At 33.9% G+C, this 18,139-nt stretch carries 16 protein-coding genes; 2 read left to right on the plus strand and 14 right to left on the minus strand.

Annotated elements, in window-relative coordinates:
- Positions 1 to 235: 235 nt before the first annotated feature.
- From MHI00_RS15080 to MHI00_RS15105, 6 genes are all read right to left on the minus strand, one after another.
- Positions 236 to 1,639 (minus strand): glutamate decarboxylase, encoded by a 1,404-nt coding sequence (locus tag MHI00_RS15080; RefSeq protein ID WP_010054893.1) that lies wholly within the window; start codon positions 1,637 to 1,639, stop codon positions 236 to 238.
- 18 nt (positions 1,640 to 1,657) lie between these two features.
- Entirely contained in the window at positions 1,658 to 2,647 is a 990-nt protein-coding gene (locus tag MHI00_RS15085) for a choloylglycine hydrolase family protein (protein WP_015075371.1), read from the minus strand.
- A 264-nt stretch (positions 2,648 to 2,911) separates the two neighbouring features.
- Positions 2,912 to 4,144 (minus strand): peptidase U32 family protein, encoded by a 1,233-nt coding sequence (locus MHI00_RS15090; RefSeq protein ID WP_056999059.1) that lies wholly within the window; start codon positions 4,142 to 4,144, stop codon positions 2,912 to 2,914.
- Between the two features lie 10 nt (positions 4,145 to 4,154).
- The gene (locus MHI00_RS15095) at positions 4,155 to 5,075 is read right to left on the minus strand and encodes a peptidase U32 family protein (protein ID WP_010054889.1); all 921 of its coding nucleotides are present in this window, start codon (positions 5,073 to 5,075) and stop codon (positions 4,155 to 4,157) included.
- 462 nt (positions 5,076 to 5,537) lie between these two features.
- Positions 5,538 to 6,050, minus strand: a complete 513-nt coding sequence (locus MHI00_RS15100; protein ID WP_029452160.1) for a methylated-DNA--[protein]-cysteine S-methyltransferase — start codon at positions 6,048 to 6,050, stop codon at positions 5,538 to 5,540.
- A gap of 1 nt (position 6,051) precedes the next feature.
- A complete protein-coding gene (locus MHI00_RS15105) occupies positions 6,052 to 6,615 on the minus strand; it encodes a bifunctional transcriptional activator/DNA repair enzyme AdaA (RefSeq protein ID WP_010054885.1) in 564 nt (187 codons plus the stop codon).
- 374 nt (positions 6,616 to 6,989) lie between these two features.
- On the opposite strand from MHI00_RS15105, the gene MHI00_RS15110 reads away from it, so the two are divergent.
- The gene (locus MHI00_RS15110; protein WP_341114670.1) at positions 6,990 to 7,916 is read left to right on the plus strand and encodes a DNA-3-methyladenine glycosylase 2; all 927 of its coding nucleotides are present in this window, start codon (positions 6,990 to 6,992) and stop codon (positions 7,914 to 7,916) included.
- A gap of 47 nt (positions 7,917 to 7,963) precedes the next feature.
- On the opposite strand, the gene MHI00_RS15115 is transcribed toward MHI00_RS15110, so the two are convergent.
- Complete coding sequence (locus MHI00_RS15115) at positions 7,964 to 9,268, minus strand: hemolysin family protein (protein WP_057000984.1); 1,305 nt, start codon at positions 9,266 to 9,268, stop codon at positions 7,964 to 7,966.
- Between the two features lie 218 nt (positions 9,269 to 9,486).
- On the opposite strand from MHI00_RS15115, the gene MHI00_RS15120 reads away from it, so the two are divergent.
- A complete protein-coding gene (locus MHI00_RS15120) occupies positions 9,487 to 10,635 on the plus strand; it encodes a GGDEF domain-containing protein (protein ID WP_051926695.1) in 1,149 nt (382 codons plus the stop codon).
- Positions 10,636 to 10,704: 69 nt separating this feature from the next.
- Here MHI00_RS15120 and MHI00_RS15125 read toward each other — a convergent pair whose 3' ends face one another.
- The 7 genes from MHI00_RS15125 to MHI00_RS15155 all read right to left on the minus strand — a co-directional run bounded on the left by MHI00_RS15125 (position 10,705) and on the right by MHI00_RS15155 (position 18,119).
- Positions 10,705 to 11,439 (minus strand): 3D domain-containing protein, encoded by a 735-nt coding sequence (locus MHI00_RS15125; RefSeq protein WP_015075364.1) that lies wholly within the window; start codon positions 11,437 to 11,439, stop codon positions 10,705 to 10,707.
- A gap of 619 nt (positions 11,440 to 12,058) precedes the next feature.
- The gene (locus MHI00_RS15130) at positions 12,059 to 12,568 is read right to left on the minus strand and encodes a ClbS/DfsB family four-helix bundle protein (RefSeq protein WP_010054880.1); all 510 of its coding nucleotides are present in this window, start codon (positions 12,566 to 12,568) and stop codon (positions 12,059 to 12,061) included.
- 312 nt (positions 12,569 to 12,880) lie between these two features.
- Positions 12,881 to 14,317, minus strand: a complete 1,437-nt coding sequence (locus tag MHI00_RS15135) for a helix-turn-helix domain-containing protein (protein ID WP_341114674.1) — start codon at positions 14,315 to 14,317, stop codon at positions 12,881 to 12,883.
- Positions 14,318 to 14,343: 26 nt separating this feature from the next.
- A complete protein-coding gene (locus MHI00_RS15140; RefSeq protein ID WP_341115229.1) occupies positions 14,344 to 15,564 on the minus strand; it encodes a DUF916 and DUF3324 domain-containing protein in 1,221 nt (406 codons plus the stop codon).
- Positions 15,565 to 15,650: 86 nt separating this feature from the next.
- Positions 15,651 to 16,484 carry a WxL domain-containing protein gene (locus MHI00_RS15145; protein ID WP_010054874.1) on the minus strand — a complete coding sequence of 278 codons (834 nt, stop codon included), beginning with the start codon at positions 16,482 to 16,484 and terminating at the stop codon, positions 15,651 to 15,653.
- Between the two features lie 75 nt (positions 16,485 to 16,559).
- Complete coding sequence (locus MHI00_RS15150; protein WP_035064718.1) at positions 16,560 to 17,369, minus strand: WxL domain-containing protein; 810 nt, start codon at positions 17,367 to 17,369, stop codon at positions 16,560 to 16,562.
- Positions 17,370 to 17,414: 45 nt separating this feature from the next.
- Positions 17,415 to 18,119 carry a WxL domain-containing protein gene (locus tag MHI00_RS15155; RefSeq protein ID WP_287430673.1) on the minus strand — a complete coding sequence of 235 codons (705 nt, stop codon included), beginning with the start codon at positions 18,117 to 18,119 and terminating at the stop codon, positions 17,415 to 17,417.
- Positions 18,120 to 18,139: the final 20 nt, after the last annotated feature.

Genomic DNA, 18,139 nt, shown 5'->3' on the forward strand with positions numbered 1-18,139 from the left:
CTTTTTCTCTAGGAGTTGGCTCATAAGAACTAGCCTTGATAAAAAGTTTCTTGAACCGCTTTGCTTTATCAAAAGTTGGTTTAATTCACCTTTAAGGTAAGTTGTTTTTCAAATACCCATAAACTAATCCAATCAATCACTAGCTATTTTTAAATAGCCATGATTTGCTGCTCGATTTTAATGTTCTGCAAAAATCGGATAACAAACCATAGCTATAAAACTTATTTATCCTTTTTTAATGTGTAAACCCTTGTGTTTTATTTGCTTCTTCTTTATGGAAAAGAATATGAGCATTATTTAAATCGTGAATACTTTCATTTAAATCACTAGCAAACTCTTCGGCCATACTTTGTCCAAAATCAGCACGACATACATAACGCTGAATAATCACATTATTCATTTCTTCTGGTAGCGGGTATGCAGGAACTTGCCAACCTTTCATTTGTAAACGATCTGCTAAGTCGTACAGATTCCATTCGACTGATGCTTTTTCTTTTAATTTGTAACACACAATCGGTAAATTCCCACCGTCGTTATAAATTTCAAAAAGTCCCGTTTCTTCTACAACTTTTGCTAGATAAAGTGCTGCTTCTTTCGTTCGAGTATGAATTTTTCGATACCCTTCAAAACCAAATCGCAAGAAATTATAATACTGTCCGATAATTTGACTTGCACTACGGGAAAAATTAATAGCCATCGTTGGCATATGACCGCCTAAATAACTAACGTCAAAGACTAATTCTTTTGGTAAATATTCTTCATCCCGCCATAAAATCCAACCTACTCCTGGATAAACCAATCCATACTTATGACCAGATGTATTAATAGATACAACATTTTTCAATCGAAAATCCCAAGCTAATTCAGGATTAACAAAAGGAACAAACATTCCACCACTAGCCGCGTCCACATGGATAACTAACTGATGTTCATTAATTTGGTTATAGCTTTCTACTAATGTATCTAGAGCTGCAATGTCATCAAATTTACCAGTGTAAGTAATACCTAGAATACCTACAATTCCGATTGTATATTCATCGACATAATCCATAACCTTATCTAAGTTAATACTTAAATGCTCTTCATCCATTGGAACTTCACGCATTTCAATATCCCAGTACACACAGAATTTTTCCCAACAAACTTGAAATCCTGATGAGATAACAAGATTAGGTTTTTGGGCTTGTATATCTAAGCCACGTTTTTCAGCAAGATTACGCCATCTGAATTTCATAGCCATTCCACCTAACATACAGCCTTCACTAGATCCAACAGTAGAAGTTCCCATGAATTTTTCATCTTCAGATGCATTCCATAAATCAGCAATCATATTGACACAAGAGCTTTCTAATTTTGCTGTTTGTGGATACTCAGACTTATCAATCGCATTTTTTTCAAATGTCTCAGCCATCAATTGCTCAGCTTCTGGTTCCATATATGTTTGACAAAATGTTGCCAAATTTTGCCTAGCATTTCCTTCATCTACTAGCTGATCTTTCACTAATTGATAGGCAACTCTTGGATCTACTGATTCTTTACCTATTTTATAATTTGGTAAAATTTGACCTGCTTCTAATGATCCAAAAATTGGACAATTCGTTTCTTCCATAATTTCTTTTTCTATTTTTCTGTTAAACATATTTATTCCTCCTAATTTTTAATTTAAACTATTAAATTTTTGATTCTCTTTAATATCAAACGTCTTTGGCTCTGTTAATGTACTTATCAATTCCTTCGTTAATTTGACACTATTAATTTGGTTGTTTTTACATGTTGAAAAATAATAAGTCTGGCTTTCAGAACACATAGATGCTACGTATTGTGTATAATCTGGACTTCCGTTCTCCTGAATTACCACACCATTCGGAATACAGACACTATTCAAAATATGCCAAATATTTGTAATCGCTTCTTCTTCGTTTTTAGATTTTTTAATGTATTCTTTTAAATAGGCAACACGAACAAATCTTTCTGGTGGAGTATAACCACCTGGTAAAATAGAGGTCCCTGATGCTTGAGAGAATGGTTTTGCCTCAAACTCACCAAACATTTTCGATGTGAATGGTTCAGGCTTAATTCCAATATAATTTCTCAAGTTGGAAATATGCCATTCTAATTTAGGCGTATTGGTTAAGACGCTGACTGGGTTTTCTTGCATTTTTAATAAAGAATCTCTTGGTTCTATCACCATGCATTGCCCAGTTGAATCTGTCATAATCCAATGAAGAGGTGTTGTAATTCCTAACAAAGGAACCTCTACATCGACTAAATTAATTGTTCCTAATTTTTTTTGTAGATCAGCTATACTTTTACAGTTTGATAAAATCCAAAGTAAAAAATCATGAGGAGCTAAATTTACCTTATTAGGTTTTGCAGCTGGTCCATATACTGCTTCTCCAGGTAAATAAAGAGCAGCACAACTTAATCCATGTTCATTGACCCCGTCTGCAAATAATAAATGCTCAACGTCCTTTCCTGCCCCGACAAAAGCATATTTCCCAGTATAAGACAATTCATCGACTCCTGATATCCATTGATAATTTCTAGGACAAATTGTTGGTCTTGCATCTAAATCAAATGCAAAATCCATTGTTCTCGATAGAAGATTTTTATGATCCATCGTTCTTAACACAATACTTGTGCACATCTTTTTTTCCTCCTCTTATTTAGCCTATTCATTCTAAATAAATTCATTTTTTGTAGGTATCTCTCTCTTACAAATGCAATTATATAAAATATAGACTCATAAGAACGGCTTGATTTTGTCGTTTGAAGTGTCTATTTTTGCAACTATTCTTATTTACATATTGATTTTGAAAATGAATTTGGCCATTTCAAGTTGCTAAACCTAAATAATCGAAAAAAAATAACCTATCGAAAAATCTCGATAGGTTATTTAGATAGGCTATTTTTAACGTAATTTACGAATCATATCATACCGTTTTACAGGTGTTGTTACTTTTGTTTTAACTGTCATCATTGCATTAGGTGCACGATCAATCGCTTCATCTTCTTCATTCCATAAAGTCTCAATCACTTGATGAGAATGAGTAAAGCCTGGTCCATAAAACTCAACATCATCCCCAACACCAAAATTATTCCGTTGTTGAATTGTGGCAATCTGAGTTAGTGGATCGTAATCTAAAACTTGACCAATAAAGCCATATGCTGGAATTTTACGGCGTTTGCCAAAAAGTTGCTCATCTTCAGTTGGCACACCGTAATAAAATCCAGTTGACAGTTCTCTTTGTGCAACTTTCCAAAGCTCGTCTTCCCACTCTTGCTTAAAGACATAATTATCAGGATCAGCACAATAAGTATCTACCGCTTGGCGATAAACATTAGAAACAGTCGAAACATAATGAATTGATTTCATCCGACCTTCGATTTTCAAACTATCTACACCGTTTTCCACAAGCTCAGGTATATGATGAATCATAGACATATCCACTGCACTCATTGAAAATTCCTCTAAAGGTTGACCACCGACTAACGATTCGCGCTCACCAGAAATAGGCAAGTCGAATAAATCATACTTCCAACGACAAGATTGAGAACAACCACCACGATTCGCATCTCTTTGTGACATGTGATTAGAAAGCACACAACGTCCTGAATAGGAAATACACATAGCTCCATGAATGAACGCTTCGATTTCAACTTCCGTTTGCTCACGAATCTCTTTAATCTCCGCCATTCCAACTTCTCTGGCTAGTACCACACGTTCTAATCCTTCATTGCGCCAAAACTCTAATGTTTGATAATTTGTTGCTGACGCTTGAGTAGATAAATGAATGGGTAATCCCGGCGCTTCCATCGCACAGGTTTCAATTAATGCTGGATCAGACACAATCACCGCGCTAATACCTATATCACGTAACGTTCTAAAAAATTCTCCCGCACCAATTTCATCGCCTTCATGAGTAACCATATTGGCAGCAACGTAAACTTTTGCATTGTACTTTTTAGCAAATTCGACACCTTCGCGCATCTCGTCATAAGTGAAATTGCCTGCTCTACTTCTTAAACCATAGGCATCTCCACCGATATAAACGGCATCAGCACCATAATATATCGCTGTTTTTAATTTTTCTAACGTTCCAGCCGGAGCCAAAACTTCTGGTTTTTTTAGTATTTTTCTCATTTTTTTCTCCTTATTTAACTTCATCTGGATCTTTTATAAAAAACCCTTCATCTAATTCACGTTTTTCTGGATGCAGTGCTACAATTTTTTGATTTAATTCCTCCAGCAATGACGCATTCCAAATGCCTGCTAGTAAAGCTTCCTTCGCCACCACAAACAGCTTCACAATTTCAACAAAATCTTGTCCTGGTGTAAAAATCCCCTCGAGCTTCCATTGAGTTAAGCCTATTTCAACTAATTTTTCTAATCCAGAAACTAAGTTTAAATCATTTGTTGCAAAAATATGTGTACCATTGATATCTTCATAAATCGAGTAATGAGTTTCTGGCTTTTTCGGTTCTGAAATAAATAAACCTCTATCTTTAGATGTATCCTCTGGTTTCTCGATAAAGTTAAAATAATTTTCAACTAAAGGACGCTTGGATTGATGAATACATGTTGCTCCGTATACCAATAATTCCGCTGGAACATCAATTTTCGGTGCTAAAATTTTCAATTCATCATATGGCAATTCTCGAGCTAAAACAGCTCCAGTAGCACCACGTTTTACCCAAAAGTTAATTTGTTTACTACTTGTTACCATAATCTGAGCATCATAGACAAAAGGTAACGGGATTTTTTCTGTTTTTAAAATGTGAATAACTCCTGGATCACCTATCGCAACCCGATCCACACCAATTTCAGCTAATTTTTTTAAATATGGTCCCACAAAATCAATGCGATCATTATGCATAATAGCATTAACTGCAACACAAATCTGCGTCTTTCCTCCGTGAGCTAGTTTCGTTATTTTTTCAATTTCTTCCAAATTAAATGAGGTTGGCAAACGCAAGCCATAGAAATCCTCACCAATATACAACGTATCAACACCTGCTTCAATTAATGCTTGTGCCTGTTCAATTGATTCAGCTGTTGCAATCAGTTCAATCATTCAAACCTTCCTTCCTCTTAAAAAAACTATTTTTTTCACAAAGATATATACCTTAAAAATCCTATCATACTATTGCTTTTATGCCAACTGTTTTCTTATAAAAAGAAGATTTCTATTGTTTTTGTGACAAAAGTTCAAATTAATAAGATCTAAATAAACCAATAGCTTAGGATCACAGTCCATCTTTGATGGATGTGTATCATGGTTCTAAGTTGCTAAATCAACAAGAACCTCTGTAAACCAATAGCTTAGGATCACAGTCCATCTTCGATGGATGTGTATCATGGTTCTAAGTTGCTAAATCAACAAGAACCTCTGTAAACCAATAGCTTAGGATCACAGTCCATCTTCGATGGATGTGTATCATGGTTCTAAGTTGCTAAAGCAACAAGAACCATGACAAAGCAACAAAAACCATGACAAAAAAGCTGAGTGCGCTTATCCTTCGCTCCCAGCTTCTACCTATTTAGCACTTTCCAATGCAATTAATCGTTCCTTCATTGCTAAACCACCTCGGTAGCCTGTTAATCGTTTATTTTTCCCTAAAACCCGATGACAAGGTACGATAATTAAAAGTGGATTTGCCCCAATCGCAGTTCCAACAGCTCTAACTGCTTTTGGTCGCTTAATAGAATCAGCAATCATTGAATAGTTTCTTGTTTCTCCATAAGGGATAGCTTTTAAGGATTCCCAGACATCTTTTTGAAAATCCGTTCCAATTATATCTAATTCTATCTTGAAATCTCTCTGCTTCCCTTTTAAATAGTTTGTCAAAGCTTCAATCGAAGCTGCTAATTTATCATCATCTTGAATCAATTTAAAGTCAGAGTATCTTTTTCTCATCCACTTTTCTAATTCCTTCGCAGTCCCTTGATTACTTCCAATAAAACAAAGTCCTTTCTCAGTCTTTGCGACAATCATCTGCCACTCTAAAAAATTCAATTGACTCCAATAAATGTGTTTTATTTCGCTCATATTACTCATTCCTTTCCACTTTTAATCGGCGATATTCAGATGGCGTCATTTTAGTTATCTTTTTAAATAAAGTCGAAAATTGAGCACTATTTGGAATCCCAACAGCTTCACCAATTTTTTGAATATCCAGTTGGTGATGTACCAAAAGTTCTTGTGCTTTTTCAATTCTAATTTGATGCAAATAACTCAGTGGCGTTATGCCCATTTGTTTCTTAAAGACACGATGAAGATGATAGGGACTACCATGACATTCCGAAGCAATGATATCTAAAGTTAAATGTTCTCGGTAAAATTTTTCGATAAAATCTTTAATTTGATCCGTCCATTCATCATCTGGGACACGTTCCCCACCAGACTTACATCGCTTACAAGAGCGATAACCTGCTTTCAAAGCCTCTTCCTTGTCTAGAAAAAATTCCACATTTTCACGATTTGGAATTCTAGACTTACAAGATGGACGACAAAATATTTTTGTTGTTTTAACTCCATAGAAAAAAACATCATCAAATTGACTATCATTTGTTACAATAGCTTGCCATTGAGCATCTGTTATTTTCCTTCCCATCTTGTAGTCCTCCATTCGTTTTTTCTACCATCAGTATACTCTAATTCACCCAAAAAATACGATTCTTCTATTATAATAGCAAGATTTAAAAATTATTTTTTTCAAACTAGGATATAATTAAGTTAGTTCTTTTAAACCAACTCTTCGAAAAAAAGATGAACTTTCGTGGTGACAAAAAACGTCACAACAAATTTCCCTATTTTTCTGACAGAGCTAACCGGTCCAACAAACTTTTTATCAAGGCCAGTTCTTTTGAACCAACTCTTCGGAAAAAAGATGAACTTTCGTGGTGACAAAAAACGTCACAACAAATTTCCCTATTTTTCTGACAGAGCTAACCGGTCCAACAAACTTTTTATTAAAGGAGAACATTAATGAAACCACTCAATTATAGTGAAACAATTGAACAACAAATACACATTCCTTTGCCCCCAGATTTCAATTATGAACTTAACCTAGATTATTTATCTAGAGAAAAAAATGAAAGTTTGTATACGATTCATGAAAAAAAAATTCGTCGTATCATTCAAGTAGAGCATGTTGATACGCTTATTGAAATTTCTTATCATCCAGACCATTTTTTGATTTGCATATTTCTACAAAATACACGTCCAACTCAACTAGAGGAGCGCCTTAAAATTATCAACTACATTTATGATTGGTTTGATTTACACCGAGATCTCACTCAATTTTATTCACTTGCCCAAAAAGATAGTGTATTAAAACAAAGTGTTTCTAAATTTTATGGCCTTCGGTTAATCGGAATACCTGATTTATTCGAAGCATTGGCATGGGGAATTATCGGTCAACTAATTAATTTGAGTTTTGCCTATACATTAAAAAGAAGATTGATTGAAGCTTACGGAGAATCTATTGATTACGAAGGTGTAAAATACTGGAGTTTTCCAAAACCAGATCTGATTGCAAGTTTGGCAGCTTCTGATTTAACAAGCTTGCAATTATCACAAAAAAAAGGTGACTATCTTATTGGTATTGCTCAACTAATTGCGTCAAAAAAATTATCAAAAGAAAAACTTTTGGCTATGGATAATTTTGCAGCTTCTGAAAAAACCTTAACTGATCTATACGGAATTGGACCTTGGACTGCCAACTATGTTTTAATGCGCTGTCTACGCTATCCTGAAGCATTTCCGGTTACGGATGTCGGGTTACTTCGTGCGATTCAATTTAGTCAAAGCTTAGAACAAAAACCAACTAAGGAAGTTGTACTAAATTATGCTAAAGCCTGGAAAAACTGGGAATCCTATGCTACTTTTTATTTATGGCGCTTACTTTACTAAACAGAAAGTGAAAAAAGAGAATCCAATTAAATTGAATTCTCTTTTTATTAGCTTTCTATAACTGCAACTTCCACCATTTGAACAGTGTGATTTTCTAATTCTACTACTGTAAATTCTAGATTTTTGTAACTAAACGTATCGCCTTGTTCAACATCATATTTTCGATTCAATATCCAACCACCAATAGTACTAACAGCACTATCTTCTTCAAATTTAATATGAAGTAATTTTTCAACTGTCTCTAGTAATACCTTACCCGAAATCAAATATTTTCCTACATCGATTTTACGAATATCAGGCACTTCATCTGCATCGAATTCATCTCGCATCTCACCAACAATTTCTTCCAATATATCTTCCGCAGTAACTAAACCTTCTGTACCACCATATTCATCAAGTAAAATAGCAATATGACGCTGCTCTTTTTTCATTTTTTCTAATAAATCACTAATTGGTGTAGTTTCCATTACTTGTAAAATAGGCTGAATTAAGGATTCAATCGAATCCGTTGGAGCCAATGTTTTTTTGACAAAAACATTAAATAAATCACGAGAATTAATTACACCAACAATATCATCTTTAGAATCTTTCATTACAGGGTATCTAGTGAACTGTTCATCTAACGATAATTTAGCCGCTTCTTCAACCGTCATATCCGTTGTCATAACCGCCATTTCTTGTCTTGGAATCATAACCTCATTCGCTAAACGATTATCAAAATCAAAAATGCGGTTTAAATAAAGCAACTCAGATTGATTAATATCGCCATGTTTAAAACTTTCTGAAGCAATCAAACGCAATTCTTCTTCACTATGAGCTTCATCGCCTTCACCAGCAAATTCAAAACCTAGCATTCTTGAAATACCTGCCGCAGAACTATTTAAGACCCAAATAAATGGATACATCGTTTTATAGAAAACATGCAAAGGCTTCACAACTGCTAAAACCACGTTCTCTGTCTTTGAAATAGCAAATGACTTCGGTACTAATTCACCTACAACAACATGAAAAAAGGTTATAATTGAAAATGCAATTGCAAAGGCTACAATTTTAGTAACTGCCTCTGGAATATTTAACCAGACAAAGATAGGATGAATCGCTGCTTCAACTGTCGACTCACCAATCCAACCTAAAGCCAACGAAGTCAACGTAATTCCTAATTGACAAGCTGATAAATACGCATCTAAATGTTCATGAACAAGCTTAGCTAAAGGTGCATTCTTTACACCTTCAACAACCATCTGTTCTAAACGACTTGTTCTAACTTTTACTAAAGCAAACTCAGCCGCTACAAAAAGAGCCGTTGCTCCGATTAATAAAACAATGACTAAAAACCGTATAAATAATATCATACTGGGTAAAAACCCACACCTCCAAAATAATTTTTCTTGCTCTTATTGTACTATAGAATTAACCTATTTAGTTAATTTAAAGTAATCTTTTATGAAATAAACTAAAAAAAACATTCATAGTTGTTATTTAAAAAGAAATTAACCCTTCTAGTATGTTATACTATTTTTGGATTAACTACTAAAATAAAATGAAATAGGCGATATAGGAGGAAGAAAGAATGGTGTTGATACTTAATCAAATTATTATTAATTTAGCTCTGATTGTAAGCACAGTCTTAACTTGTTATTTTCTAGGGTTGAAGATATCATCTAATCAGCGATTCAAAGAATATTCTTCTGACTTTTCAACAACTCCACCTTTATTGATTATTTTATTTGGTATTTTTATTGGATGCTCTAGTCTAGTTTTATCAAGTAACCAAATTGTTGTTTCTCAAATAATGAAAATAGATATGCGTTATGTTTTTGTTTTTTTCTCTGTTATATATGGAAATCGGCGGCTTGGAGAAATCGCTACAGGAATTTTAATATTTGGAAAAACAATTGAATATATTCTTGCACCAGAAAACAACGCCTTAAATTATTTTAATAACCTTGTTTTAACTGTATTTCTCCTAATTGTGAGCATTATCATCAAAAAATACAAACTATCGTTAAAAAAATCTGTTAGTTACTTTATACTTGTTTTTATTTCAACGCGCATAATTATCTTCTCAATTTACTTTAAACCAATCCTAGAGCTACCAAAATTGATTTCTATGGCGATTTATTTCAGTATTTTTACTTCCATTTTTTTAATTACCATCATTATTGTGAATATGGCTGTTTCAGTTGCTTCAACAATGAACCTATACCGAACTGGCTCTATTACGGACCATCTTACAAACCTTTACAATCGTAGGATGTTTACATTGGATTTAAATGATTCTTTTCACGGTAGCCAAAATAGTAGTAGCACTTTTTGTTTAGCCATTATTGATATTGATGACTTTAAACAAATTAACGATACCTATGGCCATCATATTGGCGATCAAGTATTAAAACATTTTTCAACCATTTTAAAAGAGAATCTCCCACAAACCAAAGGTGAACTCTATCGTATTGGTGGAGAAGAATTTGCATTCCTAACCTACTTACCTAGAGAGGAAGCCTATGCTACTCTTCAAGAGTTCCGTGAACGCCTCATTCAAACCCCGTACAATCACAACACGAATAAACTTTTCATTTCAGCATCAATTGGTATGACTGAATTTAATAGTGAAGTCGATGTTGATAATTACGAAGGCAGCAATGCAGTTTATACAAGAGCAGACCAAGCATTGTATGAAGCAAAACAAACTGGCAAAAATAAATTGATTTTTTTTTAAACACAAAGACTATGTAGAAAGAGAAACTCAACAATAGCGTTGGGTTTCTCTTTTTTATTTGTTATTTGATTAAATGATTGTTAAATCTGCAACTGTTCGACCTAATGCTGTAGCTTCTGAAACCGAACCAACTAAAATATCGATTCGTCCGCCAATAATTGCTCCGCCTGTATCACAGACTTGAGCTAAGAAACTCTCTCCATTACCTGTTGTCACACGGACAACGGTGTTTAAAGGTAATACAGATGGATCTGCAGCAATAATACGATAGCCTTCTGCTGTCGTTGTTTGACCATTACGGACATCTGTTCCATTTGCTGTAATTCCAATTTGCGTTCCATCAAAAGCAGTATAGTATGTTGCTTCAAAAGTTCCAAGAGCTGTTTCATTTGTTGGTGCTACCTCAGCGACCACTTCTGGTTCAGGTACTACTTCTGGTTCAGGAGCAGGTATAACAACTTCTGTCGCAGCTTCAACAGCTACTACAGCTTCTTCTGAAGCTCCCTCAGCAAGTTTAACTTGTTCTGCTTGTTTTTGTGCTAATTCATCCGCACTTTCTTGTAATTTAAGTTCATAACCAATTTGTAAAAAGAATGGATCTGTCGTCGGGTTAAGTAGACGAATTATATCAACAGATAATCCTGTTTGTAAGCCTATTTCAGATAACGTATCTCCATCTTTGATTTCCCAGTTACCATTAGGCAACTTGTCTGCTTTTACGCTGCTTGCACGTAACCCAAACAAACTTAAGAAAACCATTGAAAAAATCATTAATGTTGAAAGGGCTGATTTATTGAAATTCATTTCGTAAATTCCTCCATGATGTTTATTTTCCAAATGCCAAGAACACTTGTACGTTTCTCAACTCCAATAAGATTACAGTATTCAAATCGAAGAAAGGTTAACAAAACATTACAACTTGAACACATCCACTTTTAATAACGATTGTTTATATACATAATTATCATAATACTGAATTTTCTGACAATTAAAAAACAAGTTATCTAACACCAAAAAAACGATTACAAACCAATCAAATCAATGAATATGATTTTATCCCGATAATTCCTTAGAAACGTACGTTCGTTTTCTATCTATTTTTTTCACTGTAATATTTGACATTAAAAAAAGCCATATTTAGATTAGAAAATTCTTTTTATTTCTTATTTTTAAGATGGTATGTTTATTTATTACAAAAATATAACAAAAATGACACGAAATGAAAGCGCATTCCATCGGTTCTATTCTTGATTTTAATAACTTTCTTAGCCTATTATTCTATATTCTACACTCAATAAAAGAATCAGTTGTATGTTATCTTAAAAAAACTAATTTTTTTACATTAGTTCTTATTATTAGGGAATATTACAAAAAAAGCCACCCGATTTAGCTCTAGATGGCTTTTTCTCCCCTTTTTTCACTTTTACTTTTTGATCATGCGTTGATACTTTCTAATTTTTTTCATTGCCCATTCATAATGGCTTGAAGTCGCCGAAATAAAATAAGCACCTAGCGTCGTTGTTTTTGTCCATGAATAGCAGTTACGCATAAACAATTCATCATTCGTATGAGCGTTGATTAGAACTAGCATCCGTTTATGGCTAGTCTCTAACCTTTCCTCCACTTCAACTAAATTCATTTTTTGATACTTCTTCCAAATCAGTTGATTCAATTCTGGGGTCGTCCTCCACGTGTATCCTTTAGCTGGAACATCAGGAGTTCCACCTTCCATACCAACTTTATACCACTCTTCCATCATGAGTTGCCACTCATATAAATGAGCTAGTACATCACGAATCGTTTTATCACGATCTTCAAATGGAAACTTCCCAATTCTTTCTGCATCTGAAAATGAAGAAATCAATTTTTTTAGCTTTTGATAATTTTCTGTACTTAACTGAATTAACTCGCTTTTACTTTGTGGACGTGCCATGTGAATCCCCCTCTAATAAAATTTTTTTGAGTTCCCTTAGATTCGAACAAAGAATAAGGAAATTTGATGTGACATTTTTTATCTCCTAGAAATTTTTCTTCCTTTTGAAAGCCTAACTCATAGAATCGGAACTTTAGTCTTTATTTATAGTATAAGGTCTGACACAGTGTAATAGTCAAGTAAGAACGTTTGTAAGGTAAAGAAAAATACGCACCCGATTAAACTAAAAAAACAAGCTACCATACTTTCTAGATAACACTAGAAAATTAGTACCATTGTCGTGGCTTGTTAAATTAACTCTTAAACTATTATTTATCTCGTGAATTTAAACTCTTTCAGAAAATGACTTAAGCGTTTAAAATTATCTTGGGTACTTGTCCTATTCCAAGGGAAATAGGTTGTAACATCATCGCTCTGTTCAAAATAAATATCTGTTATCACTAAGTCAACTGGACTTTTCCCCTCAGTTTCATACTTAATCTTGTAGTCTAATTGATTCAAACAGTTCATTAACAATCTTTCCTCTAGATTACCAGCCGCTAACTTTATTTGTGCTGTCAAACGTGGTCGATAGCTATCCATATCTGCTACGTGAAACACAATTAGCATTAATTCTTCCCAAAGTTCAGAAACGTTTATAAAAGACCTGAATGGTTCAGTTGTTTCTATTAAATCTAAACTAAATTTTTGATACTTTTCAATGAATAATTTATAAGTACTTGCATTTTTATTTACATTGTATTTTTCTTTCTGGCTGCGTACTTTTCCTGACAATTTCATCTCACTGTAAAATACAAGATAGACTGAATTTAACATCAATTCCCATTCAATTTTCAATTTAAAGGCTTTTTGAACACTCTGGCAAAACTTTAGCGATAAATCCATCACATCACCAACCTTGTAATCGACTTGGTTTTGAGCAATTAACCCCCTTATTTTTTTTCCATCTAATACCAGTAGCACGATAGACATAAGATAGGTCAGCTCTTGATTGATTGTATTAGAATCTACTTTATTTATATCATCAAAAAAGAGCTCTCTCCAAGCTACATTTTTTTGATGAGCAATAAAATTACTTTCCTTTTCTACAAATTGACTATCTGCTATAAAATGGCCGTTCAATGTTCGATTAAGAATAACTGCAACCCAATAGGCTAACTTTAACTGTTCAATCTCACTTAAAATAAGTTTGATATCTTTTTCAATTTTTCTGACTAAAGACAGTACCCATTCTTTTTCCACATGAGAAAAGGGCCATTCGATTTTTCCATACTTCTCCCAATAAAATGAGAAGAAATAAAAACGAATCATCGTTTCACTTCCAACTATGCTTAATGGTTTTGAAGAAAAAGACAACTCATACTTAAGTAAATGGTTGCCATACTCAATTTTTCGTTTATGAAAATGGCTGTAGCTATAATGATAACTTTCATATAATTTTTTAGGATTTAATTGATTGTAAAACAACTTATTAGTAAAGAAAAAAAAGAGTGATTCTTTTTCTATACTAAAATAGAGTAAATCTATATGATTGATAGCTTCTCTTTCTAAATAATAAGTAGTACCTTCATTAACTAATTTAATACCATAATTATTTAGGTTCAGCTGTTCTACTATTTCTGATAATTCTAACTGAATGGTTTTAATGGTTAGTCCCATCGAATCAGCTATTTCTTGTAATCCAGTATAGGTAGTGTAAGAATAAAGGAGCTGAATAAGTTTAATTTTCCTATTTATTATTTTATCCATCTTACCTTTACTCCTCCCCACCTAGTCTAATCTTTTTTTCTTGTTTGTTCATTTTTTTTATGACTTGCTGCTGCATTTTTTTTCTTTCTTTTCCGCGCAAGTGCTCTTTTTCTTTTTAATTCTTCTTCTTTTTTCTTTTTGTCTATGTGGCGTTTAATCAAATAGGCAATTAGAAGTACTAAAAGAAGCAAACCAATTCCAATCAACGCATAAACCCACCAAGCTATTTCTGATTTTTCTAATTCAATAGCTTTTGCGTTCATTTCATCAGCTTTATCTTTTGTAATAGTAAATTCTTCATCCCAAGACCATTCTTTATTGTAGTCTTCAGCTTTAGCCGTTACTTTCACACGGTAATCTCCAGCTTTAAATTCTTGATTCTCCCAGTTCACTCCAAAATTAAAGTTTGAGTTTGGAGCCATCTTCATGCCCTCTTGAGTGGCTTCGTGAAGAACTTCAGCGCTCCCTTTTTTGTAAACTTTTGCATCTACAGTTAATTTACGGATGAATACTGGTTCGATATTTTGTAAATTAATTCCTAAATAGTTTCTATGATTAATTTGAGTCGGTACAATTTTTTTAGGGTCTAATTTCATATCTGGTACAAGAGATGAAATATCAACATTTTGTCTGATTTGAATTCCTACAACATAAACAAACTTATTTTTAATTTGCACTCCTTGAGATTTTCCTTCATCACTAGATGTATCTTCTTTTTGAGTCAAATAAATACCACCAGCAATGACTCCGTCAATTTGTTCATCAGGCATCTTTACTTTCACTTTTGCTATAACTTGTGATTTTGCAGGAATCTTAATCTCTTTATCAATACTTGCCATTTCAGACAGGGGCTGCTTCAAAGTTGAATCATAGCCAATTGATTTTAAATCAATTTTTGTATTAGCTTCATCTTTATTATTTATTTTTGCCTGTTCCAATCCAGAAGCAACATTCCAACTATAATCAACAACCCCATTATCATTTGTAATGGCGGTATTCACATCTGCCAACATAGTCACTTCTTTGTCGGTATTATTTCGCAAAACGACTTCTAATTCTTGTTCTTTTCCTGGCTCCATTAACAAATCAAAATAGGTTTGATTTTTATCAATTTGATTATCTGGTATATTGGTTGATACAGAGACATTATTTGCTCCATTATCGCCTTCTTCAGCCATTACTGGTTTCATTATTGGGATAAAAAGCGTGATTGTAGCTAATAAAGTTAAGACTATATTTTTTTTCATTTTTTTCAAATTAAGTTCTCCTTCATTTTTAATAGAAGTAAAGAATGAATTCAATTGAACTCATCCTTTACACTAAATCATTTTTTCTAATTAGTTATTGCGTCTGGAGTATCTGATAATGTCCAACTAATTGTTGAAGTATATAAAGCATTGGTGATTTTTGTAGCTGTTACTGGTACGAAAAGTTGCACATTATCCACTTTGGTATCTGCAGTATAGGCTTGCACAGTGCCTGAACCACTATCAAATCCACCTTCTTTATATTGCGGATCTAAAGCAAGAGAAGTGAGAGCATTTCCTTTTCCAGCTTCAGATGATAATACAACTTTTGCTGTTGAACCAATTGTAAATCCAGCTGCTGTTGTGTTAATTCCACTTCCAGGAGCGACTCTATCTGGCGTACGAGTATTATTAAACACAATGCCTTTATCTTTAACACGAATTTCAGCACCTGTTAAAGTTTCATCATCTGCTGTTTTAAATTCTGTTGCTGAAACAGCTAATGACCACGTTTGAGTAGTAGTTTCTCCGCGTTTATCTTCGATTTGAACCATTGGTGCTTTGTAGACTGGAGTAGCTGTAACAACTCCATCAACAACTTTTGAGTATTTATTTGTTTTTACAGAATATAAAGCATTTGAGCTTGAAATTGCAACATCACCAAAATCAAATACTGGAGCATCAACAATTCTTAATAGTCCCGTAGTAAAGTTTGGTTCTTCTGGCTTAATTTCTTCTGGTGGTTCTGTTTCTGGTGAGATAACAGTTGGTGGATTTGTATCAATTTCACCTTCAACAAAGTTAACCTTCCCTTTTGGTCCAGCTGTTCCCACTTCGTCAGCAAAAACTGCTGGAGCACTCCCTGCTAATAATGTTGCTACGGTAACAAATCCAATGATACTTTTTTTAGTTAATTTCATTTTTATTCCTCCATAATTTTAATAAGAAATTTATTAAACTCACTCAAACTCAGAAAAGTCTGCCCCTATATGAATTTAAGCTGGTGTATCACTAATTGTCCATGTTAATGTTGACTCATAACGGAAATCTTTTGATTTTTGAGCTGTACCTGGAATTGCCAATTCAATTGACGCATCTTGTGGAACATTGGCAATATCAGTAGATGTTGGAATAGCTGTTCCTGCTGGAGCATCGAAGAATGATGTGCTCCAAATTCCCATTCCTTTAGTTGCTGCCGCATCTAATAAGACTTTATCTGTTGATGTAGCACTTGCATCCACAATAACTTCATTCGCTACTGGGCTATATTGAGTAATTTCTGGTGCAGTCATTCCAGAGTGATTATTTACATGTGCATTTTTAAAACTGATTGTTGCCCCAACTAAACCAGCTTGATCTTCTGACAAAGTATCTCCGTCGTAAGCTTTGAATTCAGAAGCTTTGACTTTTACGTTCCAACCAGCATTCGTTCCACGCTCATCTGTAACTTGAACATAAGCCGGCACAAAATAACGTAATTCTCCACCAACATTATTTAAACGGACATATTTCGCTCCTTGTGTTTCTTTGGTTCCACGAATCGTTGCAGTTCCAAAATCTAATGTTGGAACTTGATCTAAACGAACTAAACCTGATGTTCCAGCTGGAATTTCTGGTTCAACTGGGTTTGGATCTGGATCTGTAGGATCGACTGGCGCAGGTTTTCCATCACTATCTTTAAATTGAACAACCCCATTTGTATCTACTGTTTGAGGGTATGTTACATCTGCTAATGCTGGAGATGCTGCTCCTAAAATTGCCCCTGCTGTTACAACACTAATTAAAGTTAATTTAGTTAATTTCATTTTATTTTTTCTCCTTTTATTTTCAGTTATTTTAAGTCTATCTTATTAAATTTCTGGTGTTGCAAGTAGCGTCCATGTTAATTCTGCTTCATAATTCACATTTTCTTTCTTTTGAGTAGAACCTGGTACTGTTAGCTTAACAGTATCGGAATGAACGGGCGTACTTTCTGTTGAGGCTGTATCTGATACTGCACCAAAAAGTAATTTCCAACTTCCTACACCTTCACCTTCACCTGCATTTACAACTGTTTTAAAACTATCATTTAGAACTGTTTCACTTTTGAATCCACTAGGTCCAAGTTTACCCACTTCACTAATCGCAGCGTTGTCCACTGCAGATGTTGAGGTAAACTCTAATGTAGAATTTGTTAAAATAGAGCCATCGGGAACAAGATTACCTTCTGCATCAATTTCACTAAACTGACGAGAGTGTTTTACTTGTAATTGCCAACCAGCATTCGTACCACGATTATCTGTTGTTTGAACATTCAATGGCAAAAATGTACCTGGCGTTCCTGTTTCATCTGCTGTATAGATTGCAGAATAAACAGCTGTATCTCCTTTTAATCCAACTGTTCCAAAATTAATAGCTGAAACACGGTCAATTCTTAGAGAACCACCTAATTGTTCGTCCTCATTTTTAAAATCTACATAACCTTTCGAAGGAACATCAGCAGCTAATGCCGCTGGTGCTACGAAAAATCCAGTAGTTAAAGTTAGAGCTACTAGTACTTTTTTTGTTTGATTCATTTTTTCAAAACTCCCCTATA

The sequence above is a fragment of the Carnobacterium sp. FSL E2-0243 genome, from assembly GCF_038003605.1.
Classification (GTDB): Bacteria; Bacillota; Bacilli; order Lactobacillales; family Carnobacteriaceae; genus Carnobacterium; species Carnobacterium maltaromaticum.